This window comes from Streptomyces sp. 1331.2 (genome assembly GCF_900199205.1).
Lineage (GTDB): Bacteria > Actinomycetota > Actinomycetes > Streptomycetales > Streptomycetaceae > Kitasatospora.
In genome coordinates, this window is record NZ_OBMJ01000001.1 from 4,186,645 (window position 1) to 4,203,050 (window position 16,406).

The window sequence follows — 16,406 nt, forward strand, 5'->3', positions numbered from 1 at the left end:
TCGTGACCCGAGTACTGGTGGTCGAGGACGAGGAGTCGTTCAGCGACGCCCTCTCGTACATGCTCCGCAAGGAGGGCTTCGAGGTGGCCGTCGCCGCCACCGGCCCCGACGCCCTGGAGCAGTTCGAACGCAACGGTGCCGACCTCGTCCTGCTCGACCTGATGCTGCCGGGCCTGCCCGGCACCGAGGTCTGCCGCCAGCTCCGGGTGCGCTCCAACGTCCCGGTGATCATGGTGACCGCCAAGGACAGCGAGATCGACAAGGTCGTCGGTCTGGAGATAGGCGCTGACGACTACGTCACCAAGCCGTACTCCACCCGCGAGCTGGTCGCCCGGATCCGCGCGGTGCTGCGCCGCCGCGGCGAGGACGGCGGCGCGGGCGAGAACGGCGGCGGCCCGGGTGCCCTGGAGGCGGGCCCGGTCCGGATGGACGTGGACCGGCACGTGGTCACCGTGGACGGCGCCAAGGTCGACCTGCCGCTCAAGGAGTTCGACCTGCTGGAGATGCTGCTGCGCAACGCGGGCCGGGTGCTGACCCGCATGCAGCTGATCGACCGGGTCTGGGGCGCGGACTACGTCGGCGACACCAAGACCCTGGACGTCCACGTGAAGCGCCTGCGGGCCAAGATCGAGCCCGACCCGGGCGCGCCGCGCTACCTGGTCACCGTCCGCGGCCTGGGCTACAAGTTCGAGCCGTAAACCGCCCCGGAGCGGTGCGGGGCCGGAGCCCGGGCCGTGGCCCGTACGGGCGCCCGGCCCCACCGCACGCGGAAGGCCCCCGCCGGCAGTCGCCGGCCGGGGGCCTTCGCGTTGCTCCCGGCGGGCCGTGGCGGGCCCACCGGGAGCGGGGTGTCAGTGCGCGGCCGGGACGGCCGGGGTGGTCGCGCCGGCCGGGACGGCGGCACCGGTGGTCGGGGCGCCCGGGGTGGCCGGCGCGGTGGTGGCGCCGGGCGTCGGGGCGCCCGCACTGGGGGAGGAGGTCTTGCCGGGCGTGGCGCTCGCCGAGGGGGTCGGCCCGAAGCCCTTGTAGAGGCCGCGGCCGGCCTCGCCCGCGTCCGGGCTCACGCCGGCCTGCGCGTCGACCTTCTGGCCGTCCTTGAAGGTGAAGGTCGTGGGGGCGAAGCCGCCGACGTGGACGCTGGCGGAGGAGACGCTGGCGGAGGGGTTGCCCGGGCCGCCGATCGCCACGGCGCCGCCGGCCGGGATGACGATGCCGGACAGCGGGCCGCCCGCGGCGTCGGTGAAGGTCGCGGGGCTGGAGCCGATGGCGATGGACTGCAGCTCGGCCGGGGTGGTCGCAGTGTTCGAGATGTTGACGACCACGTTGGCCGGGCCGGTGTAGTCGCCCGTGGCGCTCTCTCCGGTGACGACCACGATGTTGTTCAGCCGCAGGTTCGTCCCGAGCGTCGCCGCAGCGTTGTCGGGCTTGATCTGCAGGGTGTCCGGAGTGTTGCCGGCCGCGCAGGACGACAGCGAGGCGATGGCGATGGCGGCGATGGCGGCGATGCTGCCGCGTCGAAGGCTGCGGCTCACGGCGGCGGCTTCTCCCTAGGTCACGTGTCGGTAGGTCAGGTCTCAGATTATCGACCTCGTTTATGCGCTCCTCACGGGGTGGTCCCCGTGTCGCACTCCTGAGGGCCGCCGGGGGCCGTCCGGCCGTACGTCCGGCATGTCCCGGTCACAGCCCGGACAAGCTTCGACCGAGATCGAATAACGATTCGGCCGCGACCCGAAAAAGGGTGAAAGCTCAAGATCCAATCATGGTTGCCGGGGTGTTGCGCAAGGGTTTCGCCGAACCCCGGAACCGCCTCCGACCTGCGGGAAGCCCCTCTCGAACACCGGTCGCAGCACGTCATGGGGGTCCTTGTCAAGCCCCGAGACCGGCCCTGACCTGCGAAAACGCCCTTCGGGTGCGCCGAGAAGCGTGTTATTCTGGAAAGCCACGGAAGGGGTCCTGTCACATGACGTTCAAGGTTGGCGACACGGTGGTCTACCCCCATCACGGGGCCGCGCTGATCGAGGCCATCGAAACTCGCCAGATCAAAGGTGTGGACAAGACCTACCTGGTGCTCAAGGTGCAGCAGGGAGACCTGACGCTCCGCGTGCCCGCCGAGAACGCGGAGTTCGTCGGCGTGCGCGATGTAGTCGGCCAGGAGGGTCTGGACCGGGTCTTCGAGGTGCTGCGCGCACCGTACACGGAAGAGCCGACCAACTGGTCCCGTCGCTACAAGGCGAACCTGGAGAAGCTCGCCTCGGGCGACGTTATCAAGGTCGCCGAGGTCGTGCGCGACCTCTGGCGTCGCGAGCGCGAGCGCGGCCTCTCGGCCGGCGAGAAGCGGATGCTCGCGAAGGCGCGCCAGATCCTCGTCAGCGAGCTCGCGCTGGCGGAGAACACCAACGAGGACAAGGCGGAGACGCTGCTCGACGAGGTCCTCGCCTCGTAGCGCACGCGCCACCACAGTGCAGTCGGGCTTTCGCCCAACGCTCACAGCGCCCGGTGCCGGCGCGCCGCTGCTCGGACGAACCGTCCGAGGGTGGTGCAGTGGCACTCCGGGCGCTGAGGCGTGTCCGGACGACGCCCCCGCCCTGAGCCGGTCCAGGCCTGCAAGACCGTTTCTGCGCCGCGTGCACCGCACTTCTCGCCCATGGTGCGGAGTGCGGATGCTGCGGAGCTGTGCGGCGGGCAGCGGACCGTGGTTCTTCGGAAGGGGCCCGGTGCGCCCGCCGGGCACGCCATGGCCATACCCACTTCGCCGAAGGAGTGAAACCTGAACGCGTCAGCAGCAGTCGCAGCAGCAGTGGTGCCCGCCGCCGGACGGGGCGAGCGGCTGGGGCCGGGAGCCCCGAAGGCCCTGCGGGAACTGGGCGGTGTGCCGCTCCTGGTGCACGCCGTCCGGGCGCTGGCCCGCAGCCGGGCGGTCGGCCTGGTCGTGGTCGCCGCGCCCGCCGACGGGGTGGCCGAGGTGGTCGCCCTGCTGGACAGCCACGGGCTGGACGACAAGGACATCCGAGTGGTGGCCGGCGGCGCGACCCGCCAGGAGTCGGTCCGGCTGGGCCTGGCCGCGATCCCGGAGGGCGTGGAGATCGTCCTGGTGCACGACGCGGCCCGTCCGCTGGTCCCGGTCGAGGTGGTGGACGCCGTCGCGGCTGCCGTCCGGGCCGGGGCGCCTGCGGTGGTGCCCGCGGTGCCGCTGGCCGACACCGTGAAGCGGGTCGAGCCGAACCCGGGCCACCCCGAGTCGGTGCTGGACACGCCCGAGCGCTCCACCCTGCGCGCGGTGCAGACCCCGCAGGGCTTCGACCGCGCCACCCTGGTCGAGGTGCACGCCAAGGCGCTGGCCGAGGAGAGCGCCGGCGCCGCCGACGCGCCGCCGGTCACCGACGACGCCGGCCTGGTCGAGCGCTACGGCGGCCGGGTCGTCGTGGTGCCCGGCCACGAGGAGGCGTTCAAGGTGACCCGCCCGCTGGACCTCGTGCTCGCCGAGGCCGTACTCGCCCGCCGGAGGGCCGCCGATGCCTACTGACCCGTTGATCCCCCGCGTCGGGATCGGCACCGACGTGCACGCCTTCGAGGCCGGCCGCCCGCTGTGGGTGGCCGGGCTGGAGTGGCCGGACGCCGAGGTCGGGCTGTCCGGGCACTCGGACGCCGACGTCGCCGCGCACGCCGCCTGCGACGCGCTGTTCTCGGCCGCCGGGATCGGCGACCTGGGCGCCCACTTCGGCACCGACCGCCCGGAGTGGGCCGGTGCCTCCGGGGTGAAGCTGCTCGGCGAGGCGGCCCGGCTGGTCCGCGCGGCGGGCTTCGAGATCGGCAACGTCGCGGTCCAGGTGATCGGTGTCCGGCCGAAGATCGGCAAGCGCCGCGCCGAGGCGCAGGCCGCGCTGTCGGAGGCGGTCGGCGCCCCGGTCTCCGTCTCCGGCACCACCACCGACGGGCTGGGCCTGACCGGCCGGGCCGAGGGTCTGGCCGCGATCGCCACCGCCCTGGTGTACGAGCGGCGTTGAGCGGGCAGCCTCGGCGCGCCGGAATTATCCGCACCTGACGGGTGTTCAACCGGGCCTGCCGGAAGTCGAGTCGATAGGGTTCGGGGCGGGCCACGGATGGGCAGCCGGCCTCCGCGGTCCGCACCGACGACGAGATGAGGATTTCCCATGAGTGCCCAACTCTCCGACCGTGCCAAGGCGTTGATCGACGGCAAGAGCTTTGCCGTGGTCTCCACGATCCAGCCCGACGGCAGCCCCCAGTCCTCGGTGGTCTGGGTCAAGCGGGACGGCGACGACATCCTGTTCTCCACCGTCGAGGGCCGCCGCAAGCACCTCAACCTGGTCCGGGACCCGCGGGTGTCGATCCTGGTCAACCCGGCCGACAGCCCGTACGAGTACTTCGAGGCGCGCGGCGAAGTGACGCTCACCACCGAGGGCGGCCGGGAGCTGATCGACGAGCTGGCCGGCAAGTACCGCGGCGAGGACAAGTACACCTGGGACGGTCCGGACGACGTCCGGGTGGTCGTGCGACTCAGCCCGCGCAAGGTGGTCGGCAGCATCTGATCTCCCCGCCCGCGAACCGGCGTTCCCCGGGGCCGCACCGGCGTCGTCCCGGGGAATGTGGCGGGGCACCCCCCGCCGCCCACTACGCTTGACGCTGTGAGCATTCGTCTGTACGACACCAGCACCCGCCAGGTACGCGACTTCGTCCCGCTTGTACCGGGTTGTGTCTCGATCTACCTGTGCGGCGCTACCGTCCAGTCGGCGCCACACATCGGGCACATCCGGTCCGGCCTCAACTTCGACATCATGCAGCGGTGGTTCGCCTACCGCGGCTACCAGGTGACCTTCGCCCGGAACGTCACCGACATCGACGACAAGGTGATCGCCAAGGAGCGCGAGCTCGGCACCCCGTGGTGGCAGATCGCCTACGAGAACGAGCGCGCCTTCAACGACGGTTACGCCGCGCTCGGCTGCCTGCCGCCGACCGTCGAGCCGCGGGCCACCGGGCACATCCCCGAGATGATCGAGATGATGCGGGGCCTCATCGAGAAGGGCCACGCCTACGCGGTCGACGGCAACGTCTACTTCGACGTGAAGTCGTACCCCGACTACCTCGCGCTCTCCAACCAGAAGCTGGCCGACCTGCGCCAGCCCGAGGGCGAGGGCGAGACCGGCAAGCGCGACCAGCGCGACTTCGCGATGTGGAAGGCCGCCAAGCCGGGCGAGCCGAGCTGGGACACCCCGTGGGGCCGCGGCCGCCCGGGCTGGCACCTGGAGTGCTCGGCGATGGCCCACAAGTACCTGGGCACGGCCTTCGACATCCACGGCGGCGGGCTCGACCTGATCTTCCCGCACCACGAGAACGAGATCGCCCAGTCCAAGGCGTACGGCGACGACTTCGCCAATTTCTGGGCGCACAACGCGTGGGTCACCATGGCCGGCGAGAAGATGAGCAAGTCGCTCGGCAACTCGGTGCTGGTCTCCGAGATGGTCCAGCGGTGGCGGCCGATCGTGCTCCGCTACTACCTGGGCTCCCCGCACTACCGGTCGATGATCGAGTACAGCGAGGAGTCGCTGCGCGAGGCCGAGGCCGGCTTCGGCCGGATCGAGGGCTTCGTCCAGCGCGCCGTCGAGCGCTGCGGCATGGTCGACGCGGCGCCCGAGGTGCCGCCGGCCTTCGCCGAGGCGATGGACGACGACTTCGGCGTCCCGCAGGCGCTGGCCGTCGTGCACACCGCCGTCCGCCAGGGCAACAGCGCCCTGAACGCGGACGACAAGGAGAGCGTGGTGGCGCGACTGGCCGAGGTCCGTGCGATGCTCGGAGTGCTGGGCCTCGACCCGCTCGACCCGCACTGGGCCGGGACGGAGCGTGGCGAGGACCTCCACGGTGTGGTCGATTCGCTGGTCCGCCTGGTCCTGGACCAGCGGCAGGCGGCGCGCGAGCGCAAGGACTTCGCCACTGCGGATGCCATCCGCGACCAGCTCGGCCTGGCCGGGCTGGCGATCGAGGACACCCCGTCCGGCCCGCGCTGGACGATCAACAGCCAGTAACCCCATCCGACGATCGGGGTGATGGGTGGGCCGTACCGGACCGGTGCGGCCCTCCCGCATGACGTAGCGCATGCCGTCGGCCGCCGCCGGAGAGAGCGGGGCGGCCGGGGCATGCCGGACAGACAGGAAGTACAGCCATGGCCGGCAACAGCCAGCGCAGGAACCGCCGCAACCCCGGATCGAAGAAGGGCGCGTCAGTCGGTACCGGCGGCCACAGCCGGAAGGCGCTCCAGGGCAAGGGCCCGACCCCTCGCGGCGAGGAGCGCAAGGGCCACCCGAAGCAGCGGGCCGCCAACGCCGCGCTCAAGCGCGAGCGGGACGCCAAGGCCCGGGCCGGCATGCGCCGGGCCGGCGGCGGCGGTCGGGGCGGCCGCGGCGGCGCGGGCAGCGCCGAGCTGGTCTTCGGCCGCAACTCGGTGGTCGAGGCCCTGCAGGGCGACGTTCCGGCCACCGCGCTGTACGTCCAGCAGTTCATCGACACCGACGACCGCGTGCGCGACGCCTTCCAGGCCGCCAACGACCGCGGCATCCCGCTGATGGAGGCCCCGCGCCCGCAGCTGGACCAGATGACCGGTGGCCTCAACCACCAGGGGCTTGTGCTCCAGGTGCCGCCGTACGAGTACGCGCACCCCGACGACCTGCTGGCGGACGCCGCCGACGCCGGCCAGGACGCGCTGATCATCGCGCTGGACGGGGTCACCGACTCGCGCAACCTGGGCGCCGTGGTCCGCTCCGCCGCCGCCTTCGGCGCGCACGGCGTGGTCATCCCCGAGCGCCGCGCGGCCGGCATGACCGCCGGCGCCTGGAAGACCTCCTCCGGCGCCGCGGCCCGGCTGCCCGTCGCCCGGGCCACCAACCTCACCCGCACCCTGGAGGCCTACCAGAAGGCCGGCCTGATGGTGGTCGGCCTGGCCGCCGACGGCGAGGCCGAGCTGGGCGACCTGGAGCTGCTGACCGGCCCGGTCGTGATCGTCGCGGGCAGCGAGGGCAAGGGCCTGTCCCGGCTGGTCTCGGAGACCTGCGACATGCGGGTGCGGATCCCGATGTCCGGTCTGACCGAGTCGCTGAACGCCGGTGTCGCGGCGGGCATCGTCCTGTACGAGGCCGCCCGGCTGCGCGCCAAGCGCTGAGCACATCCCGGGTGCCGGGCGGAGGTGTTCTTCCGAATTCTCCGCAATCCGGGTGAAAGCGATCGGGCCCGACCGGGCCCGATCGCTTTTTTCATGATCACTTCAAGTGTGCGCCGGACATCCACCCGGGAGAGTGTCCTAAGCGGCCGTCACCCGGTTAGACGGGCGTGGACACCAGAACACCTCGGCGCCCCCTGTTCGGCGGCGGCAGCACCGGGATAGACGCGGGCCCCGGCCTCGACACCGTGAAGGTGGAGTCGGACCCCGCGCGGCTCAGCAGCACCCAGGCGAGCTTCCGGCTCCGGCTCGGCTCCCCGGTGGCGCCGCTGATCGAGGCACCGGCCGGACTGATGTCCACCGGCGCCGCGTTCGGCGACCCGTACGCCAACCAGGGCCTGATCCGCCGTCCGCTGGTCACCCCGCAGGTCGTCGTGCCTGCCTCCGCCGTCCCCGCGCTGGCCGGGGCCGGGGCCGGCGGCGCCGGTGGTGGACCGCGCCGCAAGGGCCGGGTCACCGCCGTCACCTGGACCGGGCAGGCGCCCCCCGGGGACCTCGCGGCCACCCGGCTGCTGGAGGCCGTCCAGCGGGGCGGCACCCCGGCGGGCGGCATCGGCCTGGTCGAGGCGGACACCCAGGTGCTGCCGTCCCTCGCCGGCGCCCGGACCGTCCCGCGCCAGCCCCGCGCGGGCAGCGGCACCGCCACCGACGCGGGCGTCGGCCCGGTCGGCGAGCCGCACGGCTGGACCCCGAGCGGCGAACTGCCCGAGGTCTCCGCCACCGACGCCGACGGCAGGCAGCCCTGGTACCCCGGCCGCCGGGTCGACCTCGGCCTCGTCCTGCTGCCGCTGCGCGCCGTCCTGGGCTCGCTCTCCGTCTACGCCGGGTTCAGCAAGCTCTGCGACCCGGTGTACTTCGACGGCGGCGAACGCGGCTCGATGATGCGCTGGCTCTCCTCGCTGCACCCCTGGAAGGTCGCCGAGCCGCTGCTGGCCTTCGCCATGGCCCACCCGGTCGGCGCCGGCCTGGCGGTCTCCTTCACCGAGATCGTCGTCGGCGTGCTCACCATCCTGGGCCTCTGGCAGCGGCTCGCCGCCGGCGCGGCGATGCTGCTCTCCGCCGCGCTGCTGTTCACCGTCAGCTGGCGGGCCGTCCCGGTCTACGACACCCCCGACCTGATCTTCCTCGCGGCCTGGAGCCCGCTGCTGATCGCCGGGGCGCCGTTCGCCTCACTGGACGGCCGGCTCAACCTGGAGGCCTGGCGCCGGATCGGCGCGGACGCCCCCGGAGCGCTGCGTCGCCGGGTGCTGCGGCGCGGCACGGTGGTCACCACGGTCGTCGTCGGCCTGACCCTGCTGCTCGGCTCGATGCTCGGCGCCGCCGTCCGCAGCGGCGCCCGGGCCCACCAGGCACCGAACCGTCCGGCCACCGACTACGGCACCCCGGTGTGGCCGGCCGGCGGCCCGTCCGGCGCCCCCGGGGGCAAGGGCTCGTCCACCACGCCCTCGCCCGCCACCCCGCGCCCGGCCACCCCGACGCCGAGCACCGCACCCACCACCGCCCCGGCGGCCAAGTCCGCCACCCCGACGCCCAGCGGCAAGGCGCACTCCGGCAAGCCGGACGTCGGCGCGGGCACCTCCCCGGCCCCGCCCGCCCCGGCCGGCGGCGCCGGCGGCTCCGCGCCCGCGCCGCGCAGCACCCCCGGCCCCGGCGGCTCGGGCTCGGCCCCCAAGCCCAGCCCGAGCAGCGGCTCGGGGCTGCTTGGCGGGGTGCTGGGCAGCGCGCCGCTGGCCGACCTGTCCGGCGGTGGCCGGGCCGCCCACCCGGGGGCGCCCACCGCGACCTGAGGGGGCCGGAGACGTCGATCGGCCGGGTGCTCCGTGGGGGAGCACCCGGCCGATCGGCGTGCCGGCGGGCCGGTACGCCGGCGGTCCGGTCGCCGGTTCAGTCGGTGTTCCGCGGGCGCGTTCGCGGGCGCTACTGCGGGGCGCGGCCCGTGAAGGCCGCGAGCTCCTTGGCCGCCTCGGTGAGGTCCTTGGCGGTGTCGATCGCCCGCCAGTACACGCCCTGCGGCAGCTGGTAGCCCGCCAGCCGCTTGCCGCGGGCGAGTTGGGGGAAGGTGGTGCGCTCGTGGTCGCCCACGTCCGGCAGCAGCTCGGCGAACTCCGGGCTGAACACGTACAGGCCGGCGTTGATCAGGAAGGGCGAGGGCGGCGCCTCGATGAAGTCCAGCACGTTGCCGAACTGGTCGGTCTCCACGGCGCCCCACGGGATCCGCGGCCGGGCCAGCGCGAGCGTCGCGACGGCGTCCCGCTCGTGGTGGAAGGCGGCCATGTCGCGCAGACTGAAGCGGGTCCAGATGTCGCCGTTGGTCGCGTACCAGGGCTCGTCCGGCCGAGGCAGCGCCTTCGCCGCGTACTTGAGCCCGCCGCCGCGCCCCAGCGGCTCCGCCTCGACCACCGTGCGCACCCGCAGCGGCAGATCCGCCCTGTCCAGCCACTCCTCCAGCACGTCGGCGAGGTGCCCGCAGGAGATCACGACGTCGGTGACGCCCTCGGAGGCGAGCCAGGCCAGCTGGTGGCCGAGGATCGGCGTGCCCGTCCCGGGGATCTCCACCAGCGGCTTCGGGCGGTCGTCCGTGTAGGGGCGCAGCCGGGAGCCCTGGCCGCCGGCCAGGATGACGGCCTGGGTGATGACGGGCGTCGAACTCGGCCGGGGCGGGTGCGGTGCCTGCGGCGCCTGCGGTGCCTGGGACGCCTGCGGTGCCTGGGACGCCTGCGGTGCCTGGGACGCCTGCGGCGCTTGGGGCTGCGGGGAGTTGGGGGACGCGGGGTCGGCGGTGGGGCCGGAGTCAGCGGTCATGCCTGAACAATAGGACGCCGACCCCGGCTACGCGGGGGCTACGCGGGGGGCGTCAGCCCACCACGCCCGCGGCGAACGACCCGTCGCAGACCGGGCGGGCGAAGGAGCGGGCCCGCTGGACGTCGCCCTGGTACTTGCGCACCGCCGCCTTGCCCAACTCGCTGGCCAGCGAGGTGCAGTACGGCGTCAGCGAGGGCTGCTCGCGCATCGAGCGCTCCAGCAGGTCCAGCGCGGCGGACGGGTTCTTCGCGCGCAGCTCGTCCAGCAGGGCCACCCGCAGCGACTCCTGCGGGGCGAGACCGTCCGGGGCCTTGGCCGCGGGGTTGGAGCGTCCGATCCCGGCGCCGTCGCCGCTGGACGCTGCCACGACCTGCTGGTCGAGCCCGGTCGGTGGGGCCCACGGGACCCGGGTCACGGCGAGGGTGCCGGTGGTCACCAGGACGACCGGCAGGGTCAGGGCGAAGGTCTGGCCGATACGGCGCACAAGCTGCTTCACCCTCAGGAGAGTAGCGGTGGGTGCGGGCCGGATCGCCCTCCGTTACACCATCGAGTGACGCGGTGTCCGGGTTCGTCCCTGCACCGTGTTGACGTCGGGGTGTACGGACGGAGCCCGTCGGACCCGGAGGGGTCCGACGGGCTCCGTCGTGGGTCGTCCGCGGCCGTCCGCAGTCGTGCGGACTGCCGCGCCGGCCGTCAGCCGTCAGTCGTCAGTCGTCAGCTGCTCAGGCGGGCACCGGTGCTGGAGGAGAACACGTGGGTCTCGTCGGCGATCGGCACGACGTGGATCGTCTCGCCGCGGGCCGGGATCTGACGGCCGGGCACGCGGACGACCAGGTCGCGGTCCTCGCCGCCGATCTGCGTGGTGCCGTACACGAAGCCGTCCGAGCCGAGCTCCTCGACCACGTTCACGGTCACCGCGACGCCCTCGATGCCGCCGGAGGGGACGATCTGGAAGTGCTCGGGGCGCACACCGACGGTCACCGACTTGTCGGTGCCGGCGCCGGCCAGGTCCTCGCGCGAGATGTTGACGACCGAGCCGCCGAACTTCACCCCGCCGTCCACCAGCGGCACCTCGATCAGGTTCATCGCGGGCGAGCCGATGAAGCCGGCCACGAAGAGGTTGGCAGGCTTGTCGTACATGTTGCGCGGGGTGTCGACCTGCTGCAGCAGACCGTCCTTGAGCACCGCGACCCGGTCCCCCATGGTGAGCGCCTCGGTCTGGTCGTGGGTGACGTACACCGTGGTGATGCCCAGGCGGCGCTGCAGACCGGCGATCTGGGTGCGGGTCGAGACGCGGAGCTTGGCGTCCAGGTTCGACAGCGGCTCGTCCATCAGGAAGACCTGCGGCTGCCGGACGATCGCGCGGCCCATCGCGACGCGCTGGCGCTGACCGCCGGAGAGCGCCTTCGGCTTGCGGTCCAGGTACTCGGTGAGGTCGAGGATCTTCGCCGCCTCCTCGACCTTGGTGCGGATCTCCGCCTTGTTCACGCCGGCGATCTTGAGCGCGAAGCCCATGTTCTCGGCGACGGTCATGTGCGGGTACAGCGCGTAGTTCTGGAACACCATCGCGATGTCCCGGTCCTTCGGCGGCAGGTGGGTGACGTCCCGGTCACCGATCCGGATCGCGCCGGTGTTGACGTCCTCCAGACCGGCCAGCATGCGCAGGCTGGTCGACTTGCCGCAGCCCGAGGGGCCGACCAGCACGAGGAACTCGCCGTCCGCGATCTCCAGGTCCAGGGCGTCCACCGAGGGCTTGGTGGCCCCGGGGTAGATGCGCGTCGCCTGGTCGTACGTGACAGAAGCCATGGTTGGTGCTCTCCTTCACCGGCAGGAACGTGCCGGACGATCCGAGTAAAGGGTGTCTGTTCTGCTCCGCCGGCCCGTCAGTGGTCTGAACCACTGCACAGCCCGACTCCCGGCGACGCTACCTGCGCATCCGCCGCTTGTCAGCCCCCCGCCGACCCGATTTCGGCATCGGTTCCATCACGCCCACCCACCCCACCAACCCCCGGATATCCCACCACCCCACCACCCAGGCCCGGTAGACTGCCCCCGGTGCCGCCGTGATCCGTCGCGGACGGCCACCGTGCCTCCTTAGCTCAGCTGGCCAGAGCACCGCTCTTGTAAAGCGGGGGTCGTCGGTTCGAACCCGACAGGGGGCTCAGTGGACGGAGGGCCGATTCGCCGGGGTGATGCCGGGCGGGTCGGCCCTTCGGCGTTGTCGGGGGGCCGAGTTGGGCCGGGTTGGGACGTGTCGGGGGGCGGGGTGGGTCAGCGGGGCTTGCGGTTGCGGCGGTCCGACTGGGCCCAGACGTAGCGGTGGCGGGCGACGGTGAAGACCTGGTCCACCCGGTTCGGGGGGAGCGCCGGCGGGTGGGTGGGCAGGACGTCGGCGATCCGTTCGGCGTCGACGACCGTCACCGGCGGGGTGGCGCCGAGGGTGATCCGCCGGGCGCCGACGACGGCGATGACGGGGTGGACCGGCACCTCGAAGCCGCACCACTCGGTGAGCAGCCGGGCGGTGCGGCTCGCCTCGAACTCGGAGTTCTCCACGTACGGGTAGCCGTTGCGGTTGACCTTCACGACCTTGTCGCCGACCCAGACGGTGGCGCCCGGGTGGTGCTTGGAGTTGACCGTGAAGACGCCCGGCGGGCCGATCACCAGGTGGTCGATGTCGGACCCGGACGGCAGCGGCACCCCGTGCAGGACCTTCCAGCCGGCGGCCCTCAGCGGCTCCAGCCGGGCCCCGACGAAGCGCTCGCCCTCCAGGCCGCGGAGCGTGCTCGAATCGCCGAGGCGCTGACGGGAGAGCCGGGCAGCGAGGCGGACGAGCCGCCCGTACCGCTCCTCGCCCTCGCGCACCAGGCTCTCCAGCCCGGCGCCGGGCCGGTTCCGCGCGAGGTCGTCCTCCGCGCACAGCGGGGGGAGGAACGGGATCCTCGGGGGACGGGCCGGTGCTGCTCTCCCCGGCCGGCTCCCCGGCCCGCCCCTCGCCGCCGGACGGTGCGGGGTGGGACGTGACGGCCGGAGGTCCGGCACCACGCCTCGACCCTGGCCAGCGCCGGCGCCTCGAACTCCGGGACGTCGACCGTCACGACGCCCGTCCTGCAGTCCAGCCAGGCCACCGAATCCCCGCGGACACCGGCCTTGTTGACGTACAGCCGCTCCTTCCCCGGCACCTGCCAAGGCTTGACCACCAGTTCCGTCATGAGCCCCCCTCCGGCATGCCCTCCCCGGCGTGGTGAGCATGCCCACGCACCGATCGGCGGGAACGCCGGGGACGGGTCGGGGACGGGTCGGGGATCAGTCCGGGGGGAGGGTGAGGGTGGCGGTGGCGCCGCCGGTGGGGTGGTTGGTGAAGGTGAGGGTGGCGCCGATGACGCGGGCGTGGCCGGTGGCGATGGTGAGGCCGAGGCCGTGGCCGCGGCCGCGTTCGGGGGCGTTGGTGCGGAAGCGCTGGGGGCCGTGCCGGAGGAGGTCGTCGGGGTAGCCGGGGCCGTGGTCGCGGACGGTGATGCGGCGGCCGTCGACGTGCAGGTGGACCGGGGCGGCGCCGTGGCGGTGGGCGTTGAGGAGCAGGTTGCCGAGGATGCGGTCCAGCCGGCGCAGGTCGGTGCGGACCCGGAGGTCGGCGGCGACCTCGACGGTGACGTCCAGTCCGGTGAGGGAGACGGTCCGGCGTACGGCGCGTTCCAGCGGGATGGCGGAGAGGTCGGGGGCCTCGGCGTCCGCGTCCAGGCGGGAGACCTCCAACAGGTCCTCGACCAGGCCGCGCAGGGCCTGGACCCGGTTGCGGACGAGTTCGGTGGGGCGGCCGGGCGGCAGGAGCTCGGCGGCGGTGACCAGGCCGGTCAGCGGGGTGCGCAGTTCGTGGGCGACGTCCGCGGTGAAGCGCTGTTCGTCGGCCAGCCGGCGGTGCAGGGTGCGGGACATCTGGTCGACGGCGGCGGCGAGGTCGGCGACCTCGTCCTTGCCGTCGACGAGCTCGCCGATCCGGGTGTCCGTCCCGCCGGCGGCGATGTCCCGGGCGGCGACGGCCGCGGTGCGCAGGCGGCGGCTGATCCGGTCGGCGACGAGCACGCCGGCCAGCACGGTGGTGAAGACCGCGGCGACGACGGTGAGCAGGATGATCCGGTCGAGGTCGGCGATGGCCTGCCGGTCCTGGGCGAAGTCCACCCGGACGGAGAGCACCCCGTGCTCCACCGGGCCGGCCGCCCACAGGGACTCGCCCCTGCCGTCGGTCGCGAGCAGCGAGCCCTGCCGGCCGCCGGAGGCGAGGGCGCGCAGCCGCTCGGGCAGGGCCGGGTCGTCCAGGGTGGCGCCCCGGCCGGTCGGATCGTCACCGCGGGCGTAGCCGGCCAGGGAGGAGTCCAGGGCGGAGAGCGCCGTGGCACGGGCCTGGTCGACGTGCTGACGGATCATCGCCTGGTGGACCAGCAGGCCGACGGCCACCGCGACCAGGACGGAGATGGCTGCGACGGCGGTGGCGATCTGGCGGCGCAGGGTCATGCCGGGCGCCGCAGCTTGTAGCCGAAGCCGCGGACGGTCTCGATCCGGCCGGAGCCGATCTTGGCGCGCAGCCGCTGCACGTGGACGTCCACGACCCGGGTGTCGGCGCCCCACTCGTAGTCCCAGACCCGTTCGAGCAGGGTGGAACGTTCCAGCACGATGCCGGGCGCAGCGGTGAACTCCAGCAGCAGCCGCAGTTCGGTGGGGGTGAGCGGGACGAGGCGGCCGTCCACCCGGACCTCCATGCTCTCGGTGTCGACCTGCAGGCCGTCGAAGCTGCGGAGGGCAGGGGAGGGCGGCGGGATCGGCGGGGTCGCCGGGGCCGACTGGATCGACGGGGTTTCCGAGCCGGACGGCACGGGCTCGGCGGCGTCGGCGGGCGGGGGCTCGGGGGTGACGGTCGCGGGCGCGACGGGGATGCGGCGCAGCACGGTACGGATCCGGGCGACCAGTACGGCGCTCTCGAAGGGCTTGACGACGTAGTCGTCCGCGCCCGCCTCCAGCCCGGAGACCACGTCCACCGGGTCGGTGCGCGCCGACATCATCAGGATCGGCAGCTGGCTCTCCTCGCGGATCCGGCGGCACAGGCCGACCCCGTCGAGCAGCGGCAGCATCACGTCCAGCAGGAGCAGGTCGGGCCGTACGGCGTGGAAGGCCTCCAGCCCCTCCAGCCCGTCGGCGGCCGTGCTGACCGGGAAGCCGTAGCGTTCCAGGGCCATCCGGGTGGCCTCGCGGATCACCTCGTCGTCCTCGACCAGCAGGATGTGCGGGTGGGCGGGGGTGGCGGCGGGGTGCGGTGCGGGGGTCATCGCTTCGGCTCCGGGGTCACGGTGGGGGCGGAGGGCCGGCTGGTCGGCTCGGGTGCGCGCGGGGACGGGACGGCTCCCCCGGGGGCCGGTCGCGGGCCGACGACGTCGGGGCCGGACGGCGTGGCCGCGGGCTTGGGGGTGGCGGTGGGCGTCTGGAGGGAGTCCGGGCCGGTGGGGCCGGTGGGCGGCAGGACACCCAAACCCTCGTCCTTCCGCTCCAGCAGGACGAGCCGGACCCCGTCCCAGCGGTAGTGGCTGGTGGTCCGGACGTAGACGCCGGTCGACTCGTACAGCACCAGGTCGGAGCCGATGGTCGCGGCGTTGAAGGTCCGTTGGACCTGCACCGACAGGATGGGCACGACGCGGTCCTCGACGAGGGTGTAGACGTGCAGGAACACCGGCCCCGGGGTGGTGACGGTGGTGATCAGCTCGGGTCGGCCGTCCCCGGTGAGGTCGCGGAACTCCGGGGCGCGGATCTCGGGGGCGCGGGCGTCGGACCCGGTGGAGGTGCCGAGCGTCCTGCGCTCCTCTGGGGTCAGCGCCGGGTCCTTGGTGAGGAGGGCACGGACGTCGACCGCGGTGAGGTCGTGCCCGGGGACGGTTAGGTCCGGGACGGGCTCCGGCGGCGCCTGGGTGGCGCCGGCGGACCCGGAGCCGGGCGGGGTGGGCGACGGCGAGGGGGCCAGGTCCGGCCAGAGCGGCCGGGGGACGGGCGGCGGCGTGACGGGATGGGCCGGGCCGTGGTCCCGCAGGCCGCCGGGGGTGGCCCGGCCGAAGGCCAGGGCGGCGAGGGCGAGGAGGACGACCAGGCCGGCCAGGGCCGCCACGGGGACGGCGCCGGGCCGGCGACGGGGTGCGGGTGGTGCTGCCACGGTCGGTGCTCGTCCTCCTGGTCTGCGGTGCCGGTGCCTGTGCCGGTGCCTGTGGCGGTGCCTGTGCCGGTGGCGGTGCCGGTGTCGGTGCCTGTGCCGGTGGCGGTGCCGGTGTCGGTACCGGTGTTGCTGCCGGTACCGGTGCTGGTGGCGCCCGGTGGATCGTCCCGTGGCCGTCCTGCTGGTAGG

16 protein-coding genes and 1 tRNA gene are annotated in these 16,406 nt (G+C 73.7%); 9 read left to right on the top strand and 8 right to left on the bottom strand.

Annotation, left to right across the window (positions count from 1 at the left end):
- Positions 1-2: 2 nt before the first annotated feature.
- Positions 3-698, top strand: coding sequence for a response regulator transcription factor (locus tag CRP52_RS17805; RefSeq protein ID WP_030061050.1), 696 nt, complete (start codon positions 3-5; stop codon positions 696-698).
- Positions 699-851: 153 nt separating this feature from the next.
- On the opposite strand, the gene CRP52_RS17810 is transcribed toward CRP52_RS17805, so the two are convergent.
- Positions 852-1,532, bottom strand: a complete 681-nt coding sequence (locus tag CRP52_RS17810; RefSeq protein WP_097237324.1) for a DUF461 domain-containing protein — start codon at positions 1,530-1,532, stop codon at positions 852-854.
- Between the two features lie 428 nt (positions 1,533-1,960).
- Here CRP52_RS17810 and CRP52_RS17820 point away from each other — a divergent pair, with 428 nt between their 5' ends.
- From CRP52_RS17820 to CRP52_RS17850, 7 genes are all read left to right on the top strand, one after another.
- Entirely contained in the window at positions 1,961-2,443 is a 483-nt protein-coding gene (locus CRP52_RS17820; protein ID WP_014136563.1) for a CarD family transcriptional regulator, read from the top strand.
- A 324-nt stretch (positions 2,444-2,767) separates the two neighbouring features.
- Positions 2,768-3,523 (top strand): 2-C-methyl-D-erythritol 4-phosphate cytidylyltransferase, encoded by a 756-nt coding sequence (ispD, locus tag CRP52_RS17825; protein ID WP_257033083.1) that lies wholly within the window; start codon positions 2,768-2,770, stop codon positions 3,521-3,523.
- On the top strand, positions 3,513-4,004 hold the full coding sequence (ispF, locus tag CRP52_RS17830) for a 2-C-methyl-D-erythritol 2,4-cyclodiphosphate synthase (protein ID WP_097237326.1): 492 nt from the start codon (positions 3,513-3,515) through the stop codon (positions 4,002-4,004). Before ispD ends, ispF begins: the two co-directional genes overlap by 11 nt.
- Before the next feature lie 147 nt (positions 4,005-4,151).
- Positions 4,152-4,547: a PPOX class F420-dependent oxidoreductase gene (locus CRP52_RS17835; protein WP_097237327.1), complete on the top strand. Its 396-nt coding sequence runs from the start codon at positions 4,152-4,154 to the stop codon at positions 4,545-4,547.
- Between the two features lie 96 nt (positions 4,548-4,643).
- Positions 4,644-6,038, top strand: coding sequence for a cysteine--tRNA ligase (gene cysS, locus CRP52_RS17840; protein WP_097237328.1), 1,395 nt, complete (start codon positions 4,644-4,646; stop codon positions 6,036-6,038).
- A 137-nt stretch (positions 6,039-6,175) separates the two neighbouring features.
- Positions 6,176-7,168, top strand: coding sequence for a 23S rRNA (guanosine(2251)-2'-O)-methyltransferase RlmB (gene rlmB, locus CRP52_RS17845; protein WP_097237329.1), 993 nt, complete (start codon positions 6,176-6,178; stop codon positions 7,166-7,168).
- 167 nt (positions 7,169-7,335) lie between these two features.
- Positions 7,336-9,012, top strand: coding sequence for a DoxX family membrane protein (locus tag CRP52_RS17850; RefSeq protein ID WP_097237330.1), 1,677 nt, complete (start codon positions 7,336-7,338; stop codon positions 9,010-9,012).
- A 130-nt stretch (positions 9,013-9,142) separates the two neighbouring features.
- Here CRP52_RS17850 and CRP52_RS17855 read toward each other — a convergent pair whose 3' ends face one another.
- The 3 genes from CRP52_RS17855 to CRP52_RS17865 form a co-directional block, all read right to left on the bottom strand.
- Positions 9,143-10,027 (bottom strand): nucleotidyltransferase family protein, encoded by an 885-nt coding sequence (locus tag CRP52_RS17855; protein WP_179852836.1) that lies wholly within the window; start codon positions 10,025-10,027, stop codon positions 9,143-9,145.
- Between the two features lie 52 nt (positions 10,028-10,079).
- Complete coding sequence (locus CRP52_RS17860; protein ID WP_097237331.1) at positions 10,080-10,523, bottom strand: hypothetical protein; 444 nt, start codon at positions 10,521-10,523, stop codon at positions 10,080-10,082.
- 218 nt (positions 10,524-10,741) lie between these two features.
- Positions 10,742-11,833 carry an ABC transporter ATP-binding protein gene (locus CRP52_RS17865; protein WP_097237332.1) on the bottom strand — a complete coding sequence of 364 codons (1,092 nt, stop codon included), beginning with the start codon at positions 11,831-11,833 and terminating at the stop codon, positions 10,742-10,744.
- Positions 11,834-12,115: 282 nt separating this feature from the next.
- On the opposite strand from CRP52_RS17865, the gene CRP52_RS17870 reads away from it, so the two are divergent.
- Positions 12,116-12,189 (top strand) — tRNA-Thr (locus tag CRP52_RS17870).
- A 109-nt stretch (positions 12,190-12,298) separates the two neighbouring features.
- Here the strand turns inward: CRP52_RS17870 and CRP52_RS39640 are convergent.
- The 4 genes from CRP52_RS39640 to CRP52_RS17890 form a co-directional block, all read right to left on the bottom strand.
- Entirely contained in the window at positions 12,299-12,889 is a 591-nt protein-coding gene (locus tag CRP52_RS39640) for a nuclease-related domain-containing protein (protein WP_257032544.1), read from the bottom strand.
- A gap of 441 nt (positions 12,890-13,330) precedes the next feature.
- Positions 13,331-14,536 carry a sensor histidine kinase gene (locus tag CRP52_RS17880; RefSeq protein ID WP_097237333.1) on the bottom strand — a complete coding sequence of 402 codons (1,206 nt, stop codon included), beginning with the start codon at positions 14,534-14,536 and terminating at the stop codon, positions 13,331-13,333.
- Entirely contained in the window at positions 14,533-15,345 is an 813-nt protein-coding gene (locus CRP52_RS17885) for a response regulator transcription factor (RefSeq protein WP_097237334.1), read from the bottom strand. Before CRP52_RS17885 ends, CRP52_RS17880 begins: the two co-directional genes overlap by 4 nt.
- Positions 15,342-16,217: a hypothetical protein gene (locus CRP52_RS17890; RefSeq protein ID WP_143685772.1), complete on the bottom strand. Its 876-nt coding sequence runs from the start codon at positions 16,215-16,217 to the stop codon at positions 15,342-15,344. The genes CRP52_RS17885 and CRP52_RS17890 overlap by 4 nt, the downstream gene beginning before the upstream one ends.
- Between the last annotated feature and the right edge of the window lie 189 nt (positions 16,218-16,406).

Excerpts from the sequence above, each read along its gene's own strand:
- rlmB (WP_097237329.1), top strand. The coding sequence starts at position 6,176 with ATGGCCGGCAACAGCCAGCGCAGGAACCGCCGCAACCCCGGATCGAAG.
- CRP52_RS17820 (WP_014136563.1), top strand. The coding sequence starts at position 1,961 with ATGACGTTCAAGGTTGGCGACACGGTGGTCTACCCCCATCACGGGGCC.
- CRP52_RS17865 (WP_097237332.1), bottom strand. The coding sequence starts at position 11,833 with ATGGCTTCTGTCACGTACGACCAGGCGACGCGCATCTACCCCGGGGCC.
- CRP52_RS17885 (WP_097237334.1), bottom strand. The coding sequence starts at position 15,345 with ATGACCCCCGCACCGCACCCCGCCGCCACCCCCGCCCACCCGCACATC.
- CRP52_RS17855 (WP_179852836.1), bottom strand. The coding sequence starts at position 10,027 with ATGACCGCTGACTCCGGCCCCACCGCCGACCCCGCGTCCCCCAACTCC.
- ispF (WP_097237326.1), top strand. The coding sequence starts at position 3,513 with ATGCCTACTGACCCGTTGATCCCCCGCGTCGGGATCGGCACCGACGTG.
- CRP52_RS17880 (WP_097237333.1), bottom strand. The coding sequence starts at position 14,536 with ATGACCCTGCGCCGCCAGATCGCCACCGCCGTCGCAGCCATCTCCGTC.
- CRP52_RS17835 (WP_097237327.1), top strand. The coding sequence starts at position 4,152 with ATGAGTGCCCAACTCTCCGACCGTGCCAAGGCGTTGATCGACGGCAAG.